This is a genomic window from Limibacter armeniacum (assembly GCF_036880985.1).
Classification (GTDB): Bacteria; Bacteroidota; Bacteroidia; order Cytophagales; family Flammeovirgaceae; genus Limibacter; species Limibacter armeniacum.
Genome location: NZ_JBAJNO010000002.1, coordinates 86,404 through 105,143, shown reverse-complemented (window position 1 = coordinate 105,143; position 18,740 = coordinate 86,404). Strand labels below are relative to the sequence as shown.

At 40.8% G+C, this 18,740-nt stretch carries 13 protein-coding genes; 2 read left to right on the top strand and 11 right to left on the bottom strand.

Translation table 11 applies throughout. The features are described 5' to 3' along the window. Window positions 1–171: 171 nt before the first annotated feature. The 7 genes from V6R21_RS01635 to V6R21_RS01605 all read right to left on the bottom strand — a co-directional run bounded on the left by V6R21_RS01635 (window position 172) and on the right by V6R21_RS01605 (window position 11,406). A complete protein-coding gene (locus V6R21_RS01635; RefSeq protein WP_334240262.1) occupies window positions 172–1,176 on the bottom strand; it encodes a FecR family protein in 1,005 nt (334 codons plus the stop codon). 428 nt (window positions 1,177–1,604) lie between these two features. Further along, window positions 1,605–2,207, bottom strand: a complete 603-nt coding sequence (locus V6R21_RS01630) for an RNA polymerase sigma-70 factor (protein WP_334240260.1) — start codon at window positions 2,205–2,207, stop codon at window positions 1,605–1,607. A 148-nt stretch (window positions 2,208–2,355) separates the two neighbouring features. Next, window positions 2,356–3,930, bottom strand: coding sequence for a S8 family serine peptidase (locus tag V6R21_RS01625; protein WP_334240258.1), 1,575 nt, complete (start codon window positions 3,928–3,930; stop codon window positions 2,356–2,358). 226 nt (window positions 3,931–4,156) lie between these two features. Then, window positions 4,157–5,143 carry a glycerophosphodiester phosphodiesterase family protein gene (locus tag V6R21_RS01620; protein ID WP_334240256.1) on the bottom strand — a complete coding sequence of 329 codons (987 nt, stop codon included), beginning with the start codon at window positions 5,141–5,143 and terminating at the stop codon, window positions 4,157–4,159. Between the two features lie 225 nt (window positions 5,144–5,368). After that, complete coding sequence (locus tag V6R21_RS01615; RefSeq protein ID WP_334240254.1) at window positions 5,369–6,772, bottom strand: RagB/SusD family nutrient uptake outer membrane protein; 1,404 nt, start codon at window positions 6,770–6,772, stop codon at window positions 5,369–5,371. Window positions 6,773–6,784: 12 nt separating this feature from the next. Beyond that, window positions 6,785–10,189 (bottom strand): SusC/RagA family TonB-linked outer membrane protein, encoded by a 3,405-nt coding sequence (locus tag V6R21_RS01610; RefSeq protein WP_334240252.1) that lies wholly within the window; start codon window positions 10,187–10,189, stop codon window positions 6,785–6,787. Between the two features lie 236 nt (window positions 10,190–10,425). Further along, the gene (locus V6R21_RS01605) at window positions 10,426–11,406 is read right to left on the bottom strand and encodes a FecR domain-containing protein (protein ID WP_334240251.1); all 981 of its coding nucleotides are present in this window, start codon (window positions 11,404–11,406) and stop codon (window positions 10,426–10,428) included. Window positions 11,407–11,585: 179 nt separating this feature from the next. Here V6R21_RS01605 and V6R21_RS01600 point away from each other — a divergent pair, with 179 nt between their 5' ends. Both V6R21_RS01600 and V6R21_RS01595 read left to right on the top strand, forming a co-directional pair. After that, window positions 11,586–12,155, top strand: a complete 570-nt coding sequence (locus tag V6R21_RS01600) for an RNA polymerase sigma-70 factor (RefSeq protein WP_334240249.1) — start codon at window positions 11,586–11,588, stop codon at window positions 12,153–12,155. A gap of 201 nt (window positions 12,156–12,356) precedes the next feature. After that, window positions 12,357–12,638, top strand: a complete 282-nt coding sequence (locus tag V6R21_RS01595) for a hypothetical protein (protein WP_334240247.1) — start codon at window positions 12,357–12,359, stop codon at window positions 12,636–12,638. 549 nt (window positions 12,639–13,187) lie between these two features. Here the strand turns inward: V6R21_RS01595 and V6R21_RS01590 are convergent. The 4 genes from V6R21_RS01590 to V6R21_RS01575 are packed head-to-tail and all read right to left on the bottom strand — an operon-like array spanning window position 13,188 to window position 18,702. Further along, a complete protein-coding gene (locus V6R21_RS01590; protein ID WP_334240244.1) occupies window positions 13,188–13,898 on the bottom strand; it encodes a bifunctional 4-hydroxy-2-oxoglutarate aldolase/2-dehydro-3-deoxy-phosphogluconate aldolase in 711 nt (236 codons plus the stop codon). 25 nt (window positions 13,899–13,923) lie between these two features. Next, on the bottom strand, window positions 13,924–14,946 hold the full coding sequence (locus V6R21_RS01585) for a sugar kinase (RefSeq protein WP_334240243.1): 1,023 nt from the start codon (window positions 14,944–14,946) through the stop codon (window positions 13,924–13,926). Next, on the bottom strand, window positions 14,933–17,275 hold the full coding sequence (locus V6R21_RS01580; RefSeq protein ID WP_334240241.1) for a polysaccharide lyase 6 family protein: 2,343 nt from the start codon (window positions 17,273–17,275) through the stop codon (window positions 14,933–14,935). Before V6R21_RS01580 ends, V6R21_RS01585 begins: the two co-directional genes overlap by 14 nt. 59 nt (window positions 17,276–17,334) lie before the next feature. Continuing rightward, window positions 17,335–18,702, bottom strand: coding sequence for a RagB/SusD family nutrient uptake outer membrane protein (locus V6R21_RS01575; RefSeq protein ID WP_334240239.1), 1,368 nt, complete (start codon window positions 18,700–18,702; stop codon window positions 17,335–17,337). Window positions 18,703–18,740 lie beyond the last annotated feature (38 nt).

Sequence of the window (18,740 nt, the reverse complement as noted above, 5' to 3'; positions counted from 1 at the left end):
AAGCCACCCTTCAGCAGTGTAGCAGCAACTTACCATTGGATTCTTTATTGAATTGGTTGTCGGTGTTTTTATAAATTTTTAAGATAATAGCTCATCATATAATTTAGTCACAAACCGAAGCTGCAACATCACCAAACATATTTCTATAGTTCTGTCAGCATCATCAATTGATTATGGCCGATTAGGATCAGAGTTTCTCTCAGTCAGAGAGAACTTTTCTTCTGACAGCTGGGTTACTTCCAGTGGGTAAATCTCTTGAATGATTTTCAACACCTGTACCACTGAGAGTCCCGTGAAATCTCCAGAAAGCTTCAATTCCTTGATAGCTGTTGTTCCAAGATGTACCTCCACCCCATAGCGCTGCTTCAAGTACCAAACAAGCTCCTGCAAGGAAATCTCCTCAAATGACAGTTTACCTTCCATCCAACTGAGATATCGCAAGTCCCTGACCTCCTCTCTGACGGCATCTGGCTTTCCATCCTCTTCCAGTTTTACTCGAATGCTGGTACCAGGTACCAACTGTGCCAGCAACTGATCCTTGTAACTGACCTGTACCTTTCCTGTCTTTACTGTTACCACAAAGCGCTTGCTCTTTGGGATGGCTACTACATCAAAAGAGGTTCCCAATACCCGTGTTTCCATCAGGCCTGTCTGTACTACAAAGGGTTTGTCCTTGTTTTTTGTGACTTCAAAGAAACCTTCACCTTCTAACTTGACTGTACGGGTACTCCCCATAAAAAAGCGATAATGCTTCAGCTTGCTACCAGGGTGCAACGACACCCCCGAGCCATCCGGCAAGTGATAGGTAAGCATCTGCCCTTTAGGTGCTATTACTGATATGATCATTGCTTGCTCCAGTTCCTGAATGAGGACATCCCGTTTTAAAACCAATCCCAATAGACCACTCAACATAATCACCAGTACAGCTACCTGCTGCATAGGCACACGCTGCCACCAACGCTGTACAGGCTTTCTGTCCACTAACATACGCTTAACCCCTGACCAGATCCTATGGTATGCAGCTTCTCTACCTCCTTGTTTCCATTGATTCAGGAAATCGTCATCGGGCTTTAAGTCAAAGGCAAAGTACCATCGGTCCAACAGGTCACGCTCCTCGTCATTGAGTTGGTTGTTCTTATATTTTTCTATTAAATCTTTGAGTTGCACAATTTTCATCTTTGGTTCCACTTATATAGTTGCATAACCCCTACCCTAACCCTAGTGGGAGCAGATCACCAAATCATGAATAAATTGTTGCCTATTAATTGAAACCCATCAAAGTATTTTAATATACTTCCTACTTAAGAGTACCCTTTTACTAAAATCTCTGTTGGTTGTTCTTATTATATCATCTAGGTATTATACAATCAGACCTATTTCATCATTGCTTAAATGATGAGTCTTATATTTTTAATAAAATATTTGGATGGTAAACCAGATTGAATTTCATTTGTGTTAAGTTTTCGATTTAAATAAGTGGGTAGTTAGCGAAAGGTGGCAATTTCCAGTATTTTCTACCGACTGTAAAACATAAAGCCTCTGCTTTTCTTAATAGAAGCAGAGGCTTTATGTTTTTTGGTTTTGGGTAGGTATTTAATGACACATTACAGCAGATTAAGTATAAAAAACACAAAAAGCGAGGAGTACTCTTGACAATGCTTTCGCAAAAACTGAAGTGCCATATTAATATGGTATTCTACTGTCTTGGTAGAAATTGAAAGTCTTTCGGCGATCTCCTTATTAGAAAGGTAACTTTTTCTACTTAGTTCAAATACTTCACGGGTTTTCTCAGGTAACTCCTGTATTAGCTTCTCTACCTGATTCAACAAGTCACGCTGCAGGATACTAGACTCTGTCAAAGTTGCCATTTCTGTTTGATATTGCCTGATTTCCTCAAAGTGGCTCTCTTTGGCATACCTTTTACGAAAGTACATCAATATCTTGTGTTTCAGCATTCCTTGCAGGTATGCGCTCCAGTTTTTATCAAAGGCAACTGTCTCCCTTTGCTCCCAAAGCTCCACAAATAACTGTTGAATAATCTCCTCCACCAAGTCAGGATCATCCAACCTTTTATACGCTTTGATATAAAGGCTTTCCCAGTGTTGCTCATAGATTTGCTTAAAAGCGTACTCATCTCCGGACTGAAGGCGCTGAAGAAGGTGAAAGTCTTGAAGCATAGTTAGGTTATTAGATAGTTGGATAGTCATTGAAAAATTGAGTAAGGTTCTGATTTATAAAGTCAACTACGAAGATACTGAAGGTATCCTAACAGAAGAAGCTCCTCCCATTGCTCAAGTATTAATTTTTGTTTAAACTTTGCCCCTTAAAGTTCAACAAATATTCTGTTAACCTTCGTCATTTCCTCAACAACTTACAATAATATGTCTTCCTAATGGTACTGACTTTCAATATATAAATACCTGATACCAGTCCCTGAAGGCTCAGCTGTTTACTGAAGACAGCGCTCGCAACAGTCTCTCCTGAACGTAGCTTTCTACCCTCCATATCAATTAGTTGCCACATTAAAGGCGACTCACTATCTAATCGCAAACTAAAGGTCATCAGGTCACTGACTGGGTTAGGCGCAACGGTTAGCCCTTCTATCGGTAACTTTAACTTGTTATCGACTGCTTTCAGAAGCTTACCTGCATCCAATCTACCATATCCATAATAGTTGTCTCGACCTTTCTGGTCCTCTGCCGGGTTACCTACCTGATCCACAGCCGTATGCTTGATAAAGGCCATAATTTCCTGAGGGGTCAGGTTAGGATAATACGCCTTCAGCAGTGCTGCTGCTCCTGATACCATAGGTGCAGCCATAGAGGTACCGCTCCAGACTTTTACAGGCAATAGGTCATCCGTATGGTTCAACCCTCTGATATAGTTACCTGGTGCCATTATATCTAGGTGCGTACCATAGTTGCTTCCTTTTGTCAAGTCACCACTGAAAGCGATACTTCGAGTATCATCGGGGTTTGTGGCACCTACAGCCAATACCTCTGAATAGGCTGAAGGGTAAGCAGGAGTTTCTACATTATCGTTCCCCATACTCGAAACAACCAGTACCCCTCGTGATACAGCATAGCGGATTGCTTCTTCCAATGCTTTTGAGTCAGTATTTCCCGCTACAGAAAGGTTAATGATATCTGCTTCATTCTCTACAGCATAATAGATGCCTCTAATCCAGTTGCTATAAAAACCCCCTTCCTTGCTGTCTATTACTTGGCATATCATCAGCTTACAATGCCAATCTATTCCCGAAAACCCTTGACCGTTATTGCCATTAGCTCCTATAATCCCTGCTACCATAGAACCATGCCCACTGTTGTCTGTTGGTTCATTATCATTATTATGGAAGTCCCAACCCCAAATATCATCTACCAGTCCATTACCATCATCATCCAATCCGTTGGGGAGCTCTTTCTTATTTTGCCATATTCGCCCCTCAAAATCAGGATTGCTTGGATTGATTCCAGTGTCCAAAATTGCTACTACTACACTGGTATCTCCCTGTGTATATTCCCAAGCTTCCTCTACATTGATGTCTGCACCTGCTTTTACCGGATATAACGCCGAGTTACCATCGTTATGTAAATACCATTGATCTGAAAAGCCTGGATCATTAGGTAACATAGCTTCATGTGAAGCAGTTACCGTTCCCCAGTGATCCATTTCTATATAATCAACCATCCCACTTTGATACAATTCCTGACAGAAGGATGATGTAAGCCCATCAATAGTGTAGACCTGGTTTTCAGCATTAAAAGTAAGTGGTTTACATATTGATCTTGACTGAGGGTGTGATGCATTTGAAGCAATAAAAGTCTGCCAATTGTTACTATCCACTTCAGGCTTAATCTTGACAATTATCCTTTCTGTCGTATAAACTTGTGCTAAAGCTACTGAGATGCTGTACAATTGCAGTATCATAAGCATCGAAAGCTGATAATACGTGTATATTCTCATTTTGGGTATCAAAAAAATCATAGGGGTATGCGTAAAAGGTTATCCAAAATGGGAAGATATGGAAACAGTTAGTTTAAAACGTAAATGGGATTTTAAATTATCATGAATGGCATTTTACCCATAACAACCAAAAAAGAAAGGCACGGCTTCCGTTTCCTTCCGCCGTGCCACTTTATCCAACAAGCATCAATTAAAGGTTTCTTACACCTCTCTTCTCTAAATAAGAGAGTAATTCTTCACATCGATCAGTCATGATTGCATTGGCGCCATTGTCAATCAGCCAGCCCCAAGAAGCATCAGGACCATCAAACAACACACGCTCATCAGTATGTCCTGCTACTAGGTCATCCCAAAGTGCACAATTCAAGACTGTAATGCCTTGTTTGTTCATTCGCTTGATCTCTTCTGTCACAAAGCTGTTTTCCTGATCAAAGATCATCTCATAGCCGATTGGGCTAAGCTCCTGATTGAAATCAGTAACAAACTGTTCAGGGTTTTCAAGGTGTGGCCAAACCTTCGGGAAGTATATAAGACTATCCATCAGGGAACCATACTTCTCTTTCATAAAAGCGACAGGATCATTTCCCTTAAATATAGCCTGATTGACAGTTCCTGTTTCTTTCAGCACCTCGAAAGCTTCCCTTACCGTTTCTCCTTCCGTTTTGTCCAGGTTGACCATGATTTTGCCTTTGCAAAGTACCATCACCTCTTTAAGGGTTGGCACCTGCTGACGAGAGTTTCGAACACCACAGCTATTTTTCAATCTCAATGCCTTGATCTCTTCTAGTGTCATGTCGCTTACCTTACCCTTTCCATTAGTGGTACGATCTACAGTTTTGTCATGCATTGCTACCAGATGTCCATCCTTCGTTTTTCTAAAATCAACCTCAACAATATCAATTCCCAGATCAATACAATGCTGGATTGCCAAAAGGCTGTTCTCAGGAGCATAGCGCCAATCTCCTCTATGGGCTACTGCCAATACATAATCCTTGGATGGGTTTTGAATTCGATAAAGAATTTTCTCCGCTCTCGTGTTCCCTTTAGCTACACCAGCTTCCTGTACTGTTACCTGTGCCTTTTTGTTTTGAGATTCTGTTTGCTGACAAGCGGTACCCAATACAGTTGTCAACAATAAAACAGCCCAATATTTCGATTTATATATTTCTTTGAACATCTTATTAGTTGTTATATTAATGTCTATCATGATTAACATTCATCACTTTCACAAACTCTCGATACTCACTCAATAATATCGAAGTATGTATTTATTGGTGCTGCGGCTACACACAGTCACCGAGATTATCAGCATATGTTAATCGTGCTAAAGTCTATTGAATCAAAATGATTTGTACTTATGGTTTTAATAAGGAGTGCCAGATTTGGCACTCCCTTTCTTATCTTAATAGCCCGGGTTCTGGTTTAACACAGGGTCTGCGTCAATTTGTGACTGAGGAATTGGCATCAGTAAGTTATCTTGGTCCACCACAATATTCTGTCCTCTCTCTGCAAAGTGCTTATTCATCACTTCTATAGCCTGACCTGTTCTAAGCAGATCAAACCAGCGGTGACCTTCTCCTACCAATTCCATTTGACGTTCCGCTGCAATGGTACTTCTAAGTGTAACCTGCCCATCAGCCAACACTTCTGAAGCTCCTGAACGCTGACGTACCTTGTTCAGCATTTCCGCAGCTAAAGCTGTATTTCCCAACTCGTTTTCCACTTCGGCAGACATTAGCAGTACATCTGCGAATCTCAACACAACAAAGTCATTGCCGGCATCATCCGGTACTGTGGTAGGTGCATCCATCTTACCAGACACATAATAAATACCTTCTACATGCTTGACATAGGACTCTTTTCTCAAATCACCATCCTCATAAAGGCTATAGAGTTGTTCCGTTGGGATATTATGTCCTTTTCCAGATGCGTAATAACCAGAAGGTGTACACATTCTGAAGATAGAGCTGCCCATTGAGTTTCCGTTAATGCCAGATTCAAATTTTACCGCAAACATCACTTCACGGTTGCCTTTGTTTGCAATGGCAAAAATATCATTGCCACTTTCCAGCAACCCATACTGTCCTGAGGATTGCACTTGATCCAGTAATTGTTTAGCGTTAGCGTAATCCTTCAATGTAAGGTGAACTTTTGCCAACAATGCCTGTGCAGCTCCTTTCTCAGCTCGGCCATCAGCGCCACCATCCAACGGCAATACTTCTATTGCTGCTTTCAAATCTTGAATGATTTGATTGTAAACTTCTGATACAGCGGCTCTCTCTACACCAAAGGCCGCATTTACATCAGTTGTTTCTTCAATGATCAATGGCACATCCCCATATATTCTGACAAGGTTGAAATAAAGCAACCCTCTCAGAAATTTCATCTCGCCAATCCTGTTCTGCTTGACATACTCATCTTTAAAAGGGATATCCCCAATGCGATTTAGTACTACATTGGCTCGTTGTATTGCAACGTATGAGTCTTTCCAAATGCTTGCAATCACAGAGTTAGAAGGAATCACTGTAAACTCATCAAGCTCTCCGTAATTACCCCCATCATTCGCAGGTACTTCATCAAAAGTGTTGTCAGAAGAAATTTCCCCTATGACAGGAATCCCAAGTTCGTATACACCGTTGCTTCTTAAGGCTCCATATACGCCATAGACAGCCTCTTCTATTTCAATTTCACTCTTGAAGAAATTAGAACTTTCTTTCTCCGTTATCGGACTTTGGTTCAAGTCAAAATCACATGCTGCCAGACTAGCTGCCAATATCACGATGAATATTCTATATAGTTTTTTCATTGATCTCAATAATTAGAAAGTTAGGTTCATACCTACCATATAAGATTTTACCACTGGGTGAGGAATGGCATTTACACTACCTTGTTCAAGGTTTGCCGTTACTTTTCCATCTGGGTTTGCACCAGCATATTTTGTAAAGGTCAGTGGGTTATTAGCAGCTACATATACTCTAGCTGCTGATAGATTCAATTTCGTCAGTACTGCTTCTGGTAGCTTGTATGCCAACTGAATGTTTCGGAGTCTCAAGTAATCGGCATCAAGTACATCCATACTATTGCCTCTTGTGTTCTTTCTGGCAGAAGAGAAGTTACCCATGTTAGGCTGTGCATACTTACCATCCGGATTAAACTCAGGGTGGTAGTAGTTATTGACATAGTCTTTAGTAGGCACTGCAAATCCTTCTCCTGTATTGGCTTGCATCACAGGTTGGTCAAAGATTTTTCTACCCTCAATCCCGTTGAATGCAAAGGAAAGGTCAAAATTGCGGTAACTCATATTGGCACCAAAACCATAGAAAAGTTTAGGCTCATATGTACCTAGCGCTACCTTATCATCGGCATTGATGATGCCATCACCATTAACATCTTCTACCATATAATCTCCTGGGATAGTCCCTTTTAGGTGAGGAGTAGCCTCAATGCTCTCCTGATCCTTATAAACTCCAGTCACTTTGTAACCAATCATCTGTGCCAGTGGCCCTCCAACTTCTGTAAGGAAAGAACTGTTATAACCTGTCAGGATCTGCTCCTGACCAGGTGCCAATGAAAGGATTTCGTTCTGGTTGGTCGTCAGGTTGGCATTAAAACCGAAAGTGAACTCACCTGCATTCAGTTCTACAGCATTCAGTTCCAACTCAAATCCTTTGTTTCTCATAGAACCCACATTCTGAAGTGACTTACTATAGCCTGAATGCTCAGGAACAGGCACACTCAATAGCAGGTCTGTCGTAGTAGACTGGTAATAATTGACTGAGAAGTTTACCTTACTCAACAATTGTACATCGAATCCAAAATTAGAAGAGGTATTGGTTTCCCATGACAAGTTGGGATTAGGTGCTGTCGTTGCTGCAAAACCTGGTTGCAAGGTTCCATTCATCACATAGTCCGAAGAAGTCACCAACGCCTTAGAGCCATACGAACCAATCTGGTTGTTACCTGTCATACCCCAGTTCGCTCTTAACTTAAGATACGTCAGAAAATCCTGCTTAGGGAAAAACGTTTCTTCTGAAATAATCCAACCTCCAGAGATTGATGGGAATACTGCCCACTTGGTGTTATCACCAAATCTTGATGAGCCATCGCGTCTGGCTGCTACAGATAGCTGATACCTGTTTTTATAATAGTACTGTACACGCGCTAGGTAAGATATCTGTGTCCATGCATACCTATCTGAGGTTACCCCAAATGAGGAAGCTCCCGCAATGTTATCGATATTGTTATCAGCAATACCAGTTCCTGATACTGATGTACTCACCCCATCTTCACGCTGCATGGTAGCACCTGCCATCAAGTTGATATCATGATCCCCAAATGAATTAGCATAAGTCATGATATGCTCAAACAAGTAGTTAAAATAATGGCTGTTCTTTTCCCACGACTTTGCTTGTTTGTTAGGGAATGGCTGACGGTACGCACCAATTGTATTCGGAGAGAAGTAGTCATAATGGTTACTGCTGAAATCAGTACCCACTGAAGTTTTATAGACTAGGTTTTTCAGCAACTCCAATTGCATATAGGCATTTCCAAAAGTTCTGAACCTGTTCTCTACTCGTTTGGTGTTTTCCAACATCGCTACTGGGTTTTCCAGTAATGCTCCATCCTCTGGTCCATTGGCTTGATGTTGTGCTCCAATATTCAGTGATCCATCCTCATTGTAAGGACTGAAAAAAGGATAAGTAGCCCAAAGCATATTGATCGGATCTTCATCAAAGCCTCCTACTTTCAAGTCATTGACTTTTGTATAGGCAGCATTCAAGTTGACTCCAAACTCTACACGATCACTCAACTTTGATCTCAGACTCACGTTGGCATTATATCGTTGCTGCCCCGAAGTCAACACAATTCCTTCCTGATCAAAGTAGGAAACATTCGCGAAGTAATCCGTTTTATCATTTCCGCCATTCAAAGAAAGACTGTAATTGCTTACTGGTGCTGAACGAAGAAGCTCATCTGACCAATTGGTATCTGTCAAGCCTTCTTCTCCATTTAGATAAGGTTCCAGGTAATTCAAACGAAATTCACGTTTGGAAGCTCCATTCGCTTTTCTAGTAGCTACATCGTCTATTTCACTTCTATTTGCTGGGTCTTTTGACACATAACCATAATCACGGGCGTGAGTAAAATATCTGGCAGATTCATAGGCGTTTGCAAACTCAATTCCACCTGCACTTTGCTGAATGCCTGTATAATAATCGAATGAGAGTTGAGCTCTTCCCTTACTTCCCTTTTTGGTTGTAATCAAGATCACACCATTTGAGGCTCTTGATCCATAGATTGCTGCAGAGGCAGCATCCTTCAATACATCTACTGAGGCTATTGAACTTGCTGGAATATCGTTAAGTGATGTTCCTTCTGAAAGCGGCATACCATCGACTACAATCAATGGATTTGTTCCAGCTGTCAAAGTAGAAGTACCTCGAATTACAATCTGGGCATCCTGTCCCGGAGCTGCTGCATTCTCGCTGACCATTACCCCTGACATCTTACCTACTAGCTGCTGGTCAAAACTACCTGCTGTATACTTGCTCAAGTCTTCTGACTTTACGCTTGAGATCGCTCCTGTCACTCGTGTCTTGGATTGCTTGCCATACCCAATAACCACTACTTCTTCAAGTTGCTTGGCATCTTCCTTTAACTGGATTGCAAAAGAGGTTTGGTTACCTATCTTTACTTCCTTTGCCTGATATCCAACAAAAGAAACTATTAATATTGCACTTTGTGAAGGCACTCCCAATTCAAAGTTACCAGATATATCAGTAATGGTTCCTGTATTAGTGCCTTTTACCTTTACTGCCGCTCCAATAATGGCTTCACCATTTTCGTCTGTCACTTGCCCCTTAACAGGAATTATTTTTTTGGACTCATCTCCTGATTTACTCAATGTTATAAGCACAGATTTACCCATTAACTGAAAACTGTACCCTGTTTGGGATGATAGGCTCTCCAATACTTGTGTAAGGTCATTACTTTCTGGCATTTGAACTAATACCTGATCGTTGACCTCTTCCATATAAGCAAAATTCACCTGAAACTTGGCTTTCAGCTTGTCCAATATGCTCTTAAGAGAGTTTTTACCAATTTCTGCCTCCTGATAAATATCAATAGACGTAAGATTCGTTGCTGAGGCATGGACAAAAGGAAGTCCAGCCGAAAGCATCAAGACCCCTAAGGCTCTTGCTGTTCTAGTAATAAAGCGCATAAATAAGTTTGTAAATGTAAATGAAACATTAGCATTGCACTGTTGGCGCAGCACAACACGGTATTGATAAATGATACTTAAATTTTATTTTGAGTTTCTAATGAGTCAATGTCGTTAGTCTTAGAAAATTAATTTCAAAACTTCTTGACGTTGGAATCAAAAATTTCATAATTTTGAAGTCGTAAATGTAAATGATACATCGGCATTGGACTGTTGGCGCAGGACAATGCCTTTTTTTATTTTAAGAAATAGGTGTTTCCTTTCCTCTCTAATGTATGACCTGTCAAGACAGCCAGTAGGCTAATGATTTCTTCAGCAGGTTGACTATGCTGAAACGAAGCTGTCAGTTTTTTACCCTTTGCTTCCCTATTTTCCAATATTATTTCAATTGGGTACTCTCTCTGTAAAACCAAGACGACCTCTTCCAATGACTTTTTGTTAAAATTCAGTTCTCCCCTGAGCCAATCCGTTGTAAACCCATTATAATTATGTTCCAACTGCTCATTCTTTTCTCGGTTATTGTAAGTGTAAAGATCTCCAGGATTCAATACGATTGCTTCTTCGCCGGCATTACTGTTTTTCAAAGCAATTTTACCACTCAAGAGCTCTACAGTCTGGTTAATATTGTCATGATAGGCATCAACATTAAATACCGTACCCAACACCTGTACCTCTAAACCAGCCGCTTTCACGACAAACGGTTTGTGTGGATTCTCTGAGACTTCAAAAAGCGCTTCTCCTTCCAACCTTACTTCCCTTATACTACTTTCAAAATCATTCGGATAATAAAGTGTACTCTCTGAATTAAGAGTGACAACTGTCCCATCTGAAAGCGTTATTTTTTGCTGTTCTCCAATACCTGCATACAACTCTTCAATATTGTCACCTTTATATTGAGATAAGCCTATAACAGATAGTAGTACCAATACTGCGGCTGCGGCAACAAGTTGAGGTCTTTTCCAATAAGGCAGCTGATAAACAACCGTTTCCGACTCCATCGCTTTCATTTTTGAAAGTAACCTTTTACTTGCCTCATCAACTTCATCCTGTGAAACTTCCGAAAATATCTTTTCACCCCATATGTTTTTCATCTGCTCAAACTCCTGCATACGAGCCGGGTCTTCCAATAGCCAAGCTTGAAAAGCTTTGTTTTCTTCCTCGTTAAGTTCACCGGCAAGCACTTTGCCCATCCAAATATGTCTTTCTTCTTTATTCATGTTTTTACCTTTCATATTGCTAGACAAGACTTCCCCCCAATACCCCCAATCAAAAAAATGCATTTAATAATTAGTTAATATGAGTAACATTTAGATAACTAAATCATGGATTTTTTTGGCTGTTGTTAAGAGAAGCTTCACTTTATCAACTCAGTTTATCTTCTTATTTTTGCAGGCATATGCAACAAGAGGATTTAAATAAGTATTGGCAATTTGCTAAGAGTGGGGACGAAAAAGCTTTTCAGCATATTTATATCGTTCTCTATGCTAAACTCAAAAAGTTCAGCATCAGCCTTGGTGTATATCCTGAGGATGCTGAAGACCTTGTTGCGGATGTATTTCTCAACCTTTGGAAGAATAGAGCGCAAATAACGCTAGATGGACAATTGCAATCCTATTGTTTAAGGGCTGTTAAAAATGCCTCTCTCAACCTTAAAAATTCTGCCCGCCAACGGTACCTATCCCATGACAGTCCTAAATTAGAAAATGAACATTGGCAACCTGCTTCAGAGAACACTCAGGAAACACTAAATGCCAATGAGCTATCTGAAACAATAGAAAGACTACTTGAGCAAATGCCTCCTATGCGAAAAAAGATATTCATGATGAGTAGAGAAGCAGGGCTATCTTACAAAGAAATTGCAGAGGTGCTTGATATCTCCAAAAAAACTGTCGAAAACCATATTGGTATTGCTTTATCTTACCTTAAAGAGCACCTATATAATAACAAGAGTAAGAACTCAGCCTAGAGTATTTTTACTTTATAAAGCACACTTATTATAGAATAATACAAAACCTTTTCAGACAGCAATACATTTTTCTCCCCTTCACTATTGAATAGCAAAGTTTATTTCTAACATCAAAAAAACAATAATAAATTAACATAGGTTTTTTTGAGCGGTTATGAATTGAGCTTATTTTTGCACCATCATATTAACACACTGTCAATTATGTATTACATATACATTATCACTAGCTCTAATCAGGTAAAAGAGTACATTCAAACTGAGGACTTAGAAGAGGCCATTCACTGGACTTTAGGCGCATTATCTACTGTCAACAAAAAAGCCTTTGTCGAGTTTGAAGGTCTAAAAGCAATCATTAATAAACTTAATGTTGCTTTTAAATCCTTCGATCAAAGAACTTTTGAAAAAAATATCTATTTAAACGACTTCAATATTCCTTACAGTGTAAGGTTATGTACTTTACCAACCAATAATCTCATTCAATAACATTATAAATAATTCCCCCCTAATGCTACTTTCCCAATTTAATGGCATATGAGTTGACAAAAAAAGTCAGAAAGCAAGACCTTCTGACTTTAAAATAATTACCAAATTTTTTTATATGTCGCACTTTCAGCTCATAAAATATAACCCTTACTACACTTTATGCTATGCTTTTGCATAGTTATACACTTAGGGTTATTGCATAATTACTTAACCTTTTATTTTCTATTAAGAATAATGACATGTCTATGAAAATTATTTAATAGCTACATTCGATTCTTTTCTTATTACTTATAATATGTAACCTCAAAGCTAAATGGACACCTTGAGTCTTAAGGCATATCTTCCTTCTCATTTTCAATAATTTCCATTTTTGATGATTGTCAAATAATAAAGTCTATCTTCTGCCATAAGAACAATTGCCTTAATCAATAAAAAAGTTCATCTCCATACGAATGAAGATGAACCACAATTATCTATTTAAATTCTCATTTTTTAAGACAAAACACCTCATCAGTTTTCCAAAAACATATAATGTGTACCTTTCTGTTTTTATCCAATCACAACACTTCTATTTGAATGTCTGATTAGTGTTCTATTCATGGCCGTCACTGCCTCTGTAAGTGCCATAAGCTGGTTTTCAATCTGGATAAGATTAAAGTCCCCTTCATTATCTTGCGAAAAAAGACTGGAGCCAATTCCAACACAGTGAGCGCCTTTATTAAGCCAGTGTGTCACCACTTCCTTATTTGGCTCCACTCCTCCTGTAGGCATAATACTGCTCCAAGGGCATGGCCCCTTCACTGCCTTTATAAACTTTAATCCTCCTACCTGTTCAGCAGGAAATATCTTGACCACTTCCGCTCCTATAGATTCTGCTTCCGAAATTTCGGTGAGTGTTCCACACCCTGGAACCCAGGCTACTTTCCGCCTGTTACATACCTTCGCTACCTCAGGGTTCATAATTGGAGAAACAATAAAGTTTGCTCCAAGCTGAAGATATAAAGCAGCAGTGGCTGGATCGACAATTGAACCAATCCCCAATACCATTTCAGGCAACTCAATAGCTGCAAAACGGACTAGTTCCTCGAAGGTTTTGTGGGCAAAATCTCCTCGGTTTGTAAATTCAAAAACACGAATTCCTGCATGGTAGCAGACTTTGAGAATTGAAATACAGATAGCGGGGTCAGGGTGGTAAAATACAGGTACTATACCTGTTTCATACATCTTAGTAACCACTTCAATCCGGCTAAAATTCGCCATTATATTTAGCTTTATAGGTTGAACATTAACGAGCTATTCGTCCTGCATCATGATGGCCTTTGCAAAGCTGTTCTATCTCTTGTAATCCCGCCAGATTGATATCTCCTGGTATCGTGTGTTTCAAGCAAGAAGCTGCTGCTGCAAAGTCTATGATATACTGGTAGTTTTCTGAGTAGGTAAGCATGCCATGAATCAGGCCAGCCATAAAAGCATCTCCACCTCCAACACGGTCAACCATTACGGGCATGTCATATACCATTGACCGATATACTTTATCACCATCTGACAGGACGCCAGCAATACTGTTATGAGAAGCTGAATAGGATTTCCGCAGACTTGTAGCCACCCATTTTACGTCAGGAAAATGCTCCTTGATCCGTACAGGGGTATCCGCATAGTCATCTGTTTTCCCAAACTCAACCCCCAACATAATTCGAGCATCGTCCTTGCCTCCAAGCACGAGATCAGACATGGATACCAATTCGGGCATAATGGAAGCTGGAGACTTTCCATATTGCCAAAGCTTACTCCTGTAATTCAGGTCACATGAAACAACGATTCCCATTTTTTTAGCTGTAGCAATGGCTTCCATACATACTTCTGCCGCAGTGGCTGATAGTCCCGCTGTAATTCCAGACCAATGAAACCACTGACTATGCTGAAATATATCCTCCCAATTGATCATTCCCTTTTCTATTGTCGCCATTCCTGAGAATGCCCTGTCATAGATGACGGATGAATTACGGTGCATGGTTCCTGTCTCCAAAAAATAAGTACCGACCCGTTCGCCACCACTGATTATATAGTCAGTATCTACACCATAAGCAGCCAACTGCGATTTGGCTGCAAGACCTATAGCATTAGTTGGCAGTCTGGAAACAAAACGTGACTTGTGCCCCAAACAGGCAAGAGAAGCAGCTACATTGGCTTCAGCCCCACCATAGTTGGCTTCATAAGTTTTGGCTTGCCTTATCAACTGATGACCTGGTGGAGACAGCCGAAGCAATAATTCCCCAAAACAAATGATATCACTTTTATTTAGCTCCATCTTGTTGCATCACATTAAAAGTAGGTAAATATCCCAGATCGCTTTCTTTTTCAAGATCTAGTTGCTGCTGGCCATTCACCAGTATAAGTTCCTCTGCAACAAATGGCTGATCCAGCACAAGGTCTTCGGCTTTCTGGAAACGGCAATGGTGAACAGTTCCTTTTGGTTCTCCAGTTGTTACCCTTACTTCTGCCGTACTTCCATTGTCAAATAAGGAGTGGCTTAAGTTTAATCCTTGAATACCGTAGAGGTAGAGTGTGGGCAGCTGTCCGTTACCTACCTTGTTAAAGGTACAATGGCTAATGTCTACAACAGGGCCCAGTGTGCTTTCATCCGTTCCTCCCCTGTACAAGTCAATGGCTGCTCCCTTGATGTTTTCAAACAGGTTATTGCTGAAAGCAAGCCTTTCTGCATTGTAGTTACCCTTATCGTCTGTTTCGGCGTGTAAAAGAAATGCTGTGCCTCCCATTGACCTAAAAGTTGAGTTGACAACACGGAGTGAGCTTGCCATACTGGATTTATGCCCTTTCAATACAGCTCCATCAAACTGCTGAAAGCGACAGTTTTCTATCGTCAGTATATAAGGTGCATTAATTGCTTCAGCACTGATTCCTAACTGCCCTTCACTGTTATTGCCTTCCCAATCTATTCCTTCCAACCTCAGCTCACAGGCTTTGGAAATCAATAAACCCTTGTCAGCTTTTATGTTCAATAGGGGACGTTGCTCTCCTTCCTGCTTCCTGATCATTATATCCCTATCAATAATAAGAGATTTGGACAATCTGTAAGTACGAGGCTTAAGCACAATCACATCTCCCTCATTTGACATTTTCAAGGCATCATATAGCTCACTTGTACGCCCTACCAGCCACTCCTTAGGTTGTAGACCAGAAGTTAAACCGTAGTTCCAGCTTGGACCAGTGTTTTCTTTGCTTGGAATAGTAACTGATATTTTTCTGCCATTACGGGAAAGTGCCCCAACCTCTGAACCTTCTCTTATCCCTCCCCTGATATCCCTGTAGCAGCTGTAAACAGTAGTTGCTGCAGAAAGTACAACTGGTTTTTCAGGCTGCAACATTTTGCGCTCTTCCAGCACCTTGATCTTTTCTTGCGAAAACCCTGTTTCGGTCAACATTTCTACACCTGTCCCTATCACATTGTTACTGAAGTCAATCCCTTCCACACTTGATAGCTGGCTAAAAATATGCTTTTCACTTTGGTGAAGAAAAAGGTTGTTAGCCACTGTTGTCTCATCTGGAGCCATGCTTCTTTCCTCATCCGCTCCAACGCCAAACTGTATATGATCACAGTCAATAAAGGTATTGAAAGATATATTGCTTCGCTTAACCTGCATGTATCGGTTCGCTGGAGAGTTGGGCACCCCATTCATCACTGCCAGTGCCGATCGGAAACGGTCTCCCTTGATGCCTTGCAAGTGGTTATTGATGATGGTTTGTCCTTCATTAATCACCCGAATGCCCCCAGTTTGAGGTACGTTGTTACCAAAAAAGTAATTCCCTTCCACCAAGTTGTTATGGCCATGTCTCAGGACTAGCGAACCTTGGCATTCCCAAAAGACATTACCGATAAAGCTGTTTTCACAGGACTTATTTGAGATGACTTCAACCTCTCCATTACAGCGCTCAAAGAAATTATCACGGACTATAGTTCTGGATGGTTCCAAAGAGGTAAAGCTGGTTCCGATACGGACAGTTTCTCCTCCGTTTGAACCAGTCGTGATCCTGTTTGCAAAATGATTGTGATCTATGCTATGATGATTGTTTCTACTTGCTTCGTCCTTTAACCAAACTACTAGTAGCGGACCTACATTTGCTTTTCCGGAAAAGTAATTATGGTCAAGTCTGTTATAGCGACCATGCATGGCGATCCAATTGTCTTTCATAAACCTGTCAGGCTTGTTAAACCCATCAATAACACAATTAGTCACTCGCGAATGAAAAGCCATATGTTGCTTATCTTCCATAAAGGAAATAACAGCATTATCTGGCGAATAGCCATTAGTAAATACAAGCCCTGATACGATCAGGTACTCTCCCGAAAGCTTCAAATTAGACGCTCCTTCAAGTGTCACCTTTCCATTGGTTTGGGCCCTAAGGATAATCGGATGCTGAGCTGTACCTTTTCCCTTAAAAGAAAGCTGGGCATCCTTCCATACACCATTTCCCAATGTGACGGTATCCCCTGGACTCAATTCAGGCAGTGCTTTGTATTCTTCTATGTTTTTCACTTGGTATTCATGCGCTGAAAGACCAAGGCTGGCTGAGAGCGCTACCAGTAACAGCAGACTCTTCAATATATTTATATGCATATCTTTGATAAGTTTATGGCTGGAAAAAAGTGCCGGCTTATCATAAGCCGGCTTATCAATTACTGTTGGTAGCCTGGATTCTGTACAAGTTTACCTTTACTTAACAGAATTTCAGATCTTGGAATAGCATATAGTAGCTTATAGTCCTCTATCAAGGCACTTATTCCTTCTCCTTCCAGGTGGGTTCTCATGATATTTACAGCATTGCCATAGCGAAGTAGGTCAAACCAACGATGCCCTTCAAATGCCAGTTCCACGCGACGCTCATCCCTGATTGCATCCCGCAGCTCTGCCTGAGATGCCACTGTCACAGGAGCCAGTCCAGCTCTTTCTCTGATCTCGTTAAGGTACTGTGTTGCCTGAGCATCCATTGGTGAAAGTTCATTAGCCAGTTCAGCATAAAGCAGTAGGATGTCCGCATAACGCAAAGCGATCCAGTCAACACCTGACATTTCAGGTGTATTCAAAGAATTAAACTTGTTGATAATCCATTTTTCCTTGGCCTCATCATAGGCAGCTGAAGCTTCAAAACGAACATCATTGTCTTCATAAATATCCATCAACTCTTGGCTCGGACGCACCCCACCAAAGAAGCCATTGGCACTGAATGTATAAGAGAATGTCTGGTGTTCTCCGTTTTGAGCAGCATATCTCACCGCAAAAATAACCTCCTTATTCTGCTCACTTTCAAATACCTCCTTGTAGTTATCCATCAATGAAAACTGACCACTTCCTATAATGTCACTTAGCAGCTGCTTTGCCTCCACTTCCTTTCCTCCCATCGTGATTAGTACCTTAGCCAGAATGCCTTTGGCAGCAAACTGTGTTGCCCTGCCTGCTTCGCTGGAAGCATACTTTTCCGGTAACATTGAGATTGCATCTTTCAGATCAGCTTCAATTGCCGTATATATTTCTGACGGTGTACTATTACTGAACTTTTCAGCGTCATCATACTGAATGGTTTCCAACACCAACGGCACATTACCAAAGAGTCTGACCAGCTTGAAGTAAGTGTAAGCTCTCAGGAACTTAGCTTCCCCTTCCAGCTGACTTCTCAGACCATCATCCGTTACATTTCCTACATACTTCAGTACTGTATTGGCTCTAGCAATTACATCATAAGCACTGGTCCAGTAACTTGCTGAGAAGGGGCTGCTTTCATCATCGCTGAAATTGTCCACAAAACCGTAAGTTCCCTCCAGTGAGCTTGGATAAGCATTATCATCTCGCAGTCCTTCCAAAATCCAAGCCTCATCAGTCAACACTTGCAAACCGCTGTAAACGGACAGAACAGCTGATTCAATCTCCTCGTCGGTTTCATAAAACTTGTTATCCGTAATGCTTGAGAGTGGTTTAAGCTCCAACTGCTCTTCGCATGCCGAAAATATCAGTAGGCAAACAATGCCCAGTATATATCTTTTTTTCATGGTTGTTCATTTAAAGGTTAAGCAAAGGGGTTCTCTGT

Excerpts from the sequence above, each read along its gene's own strand:
- V6R21_RS01630 (WP_334240260.1), bottom strand. The coding sequence starts at position 2,207 with ATGACTATCCAACTATCTAATAACCTAACTATGCTTCAAGACTTTCAC.
- V6R21_RS01620 (WP_334240256.1), bottom strand. The coding sequence starts at position 5,143 with ATGTTCAAAGAAATATATAAATCGAAATATTGGGCTGTTTTATTGTTG.
- V6R21_RS01580 (WP_334240241.1), bottom strand. The coding sequence starts at position 17,275 with ATGCATATAAATATATTGAAGAGTCTGCTGTTACTGGTAGCGCTCTCA.
- V6R21_RS01600 (WP_334240249.1), top strand. The coding sequence starts at position 11,586 with ATGCAACAAGAGGATTTAAATAAGTATTGGCAATTTGCTAAGAGTGGG.
- V6R21_RS01605 (WP_334240251.1), bottom strand. The coding sequence starts at position 11,406 with ATGAATAAAGAAGAAAGACATATTTGGATGGGCAAAGTGCTTGCCGGT.
- V6R21_RS01590 (WP_334240244.1), bottom strand. The coding sequence starts at position 13,898 with ATGGCGAATTTTAGCCGGATTGAAGTGGTTACTAAGATGTATGAAACA.
- V6R21_RS01595 (WP_334240247.1), top strand. The coding sequence starts at position 12,357 with ATGTATTACATATACATTATCACTAGCTCTAATCAGGTAAAAGAGTAC.
- V6R21_RS01615 (WP_334240254.1), bottom strand. The coding sequence starts at position 6,772 with ATGAAAAAACTATATAGAATATTCATCGTGATATTGGCAGCTAGTCTG.
- V6R21_RS01625 (WP_334240258.1), bottom strand. The coding sequence starts at position 3,930 with ATGATACTGCAATTGTACAGCATCTCAGTAGCTTTAGCACAAGTTTAT.
- V6R21_RS01585 (WP_334240243.1), bottom strand. The coding sequence starts at position 14,946 with ATGGAGCTAAATAAAAGTGATATCATTTGTTTTGGGGAATTATTGCTT.
- V6R21_RS01635 (WP_334240262.1), bottom strand. The coding sequence starts at position 1,176 with ATGAAAATTGTGCAACTCAAAGATTTAATAGAAAAATATAAGAACAAC.
- V6R21_RS01610 (WP_334240252.1), bottom strand. The coding sequence starts at position 10,189 with ATGCGCTTTATTACTAGAACAGCAAGAGCCTTAGGGGTCTTGATGCTT.
- V6R21_RS01575 (WP_334240239.1), bottom strand. The coding sequence starts at position 18,702 with ATGAAAAAAAGATATATACTGGGCATTGTTTGCCTACTGATATTTTCG.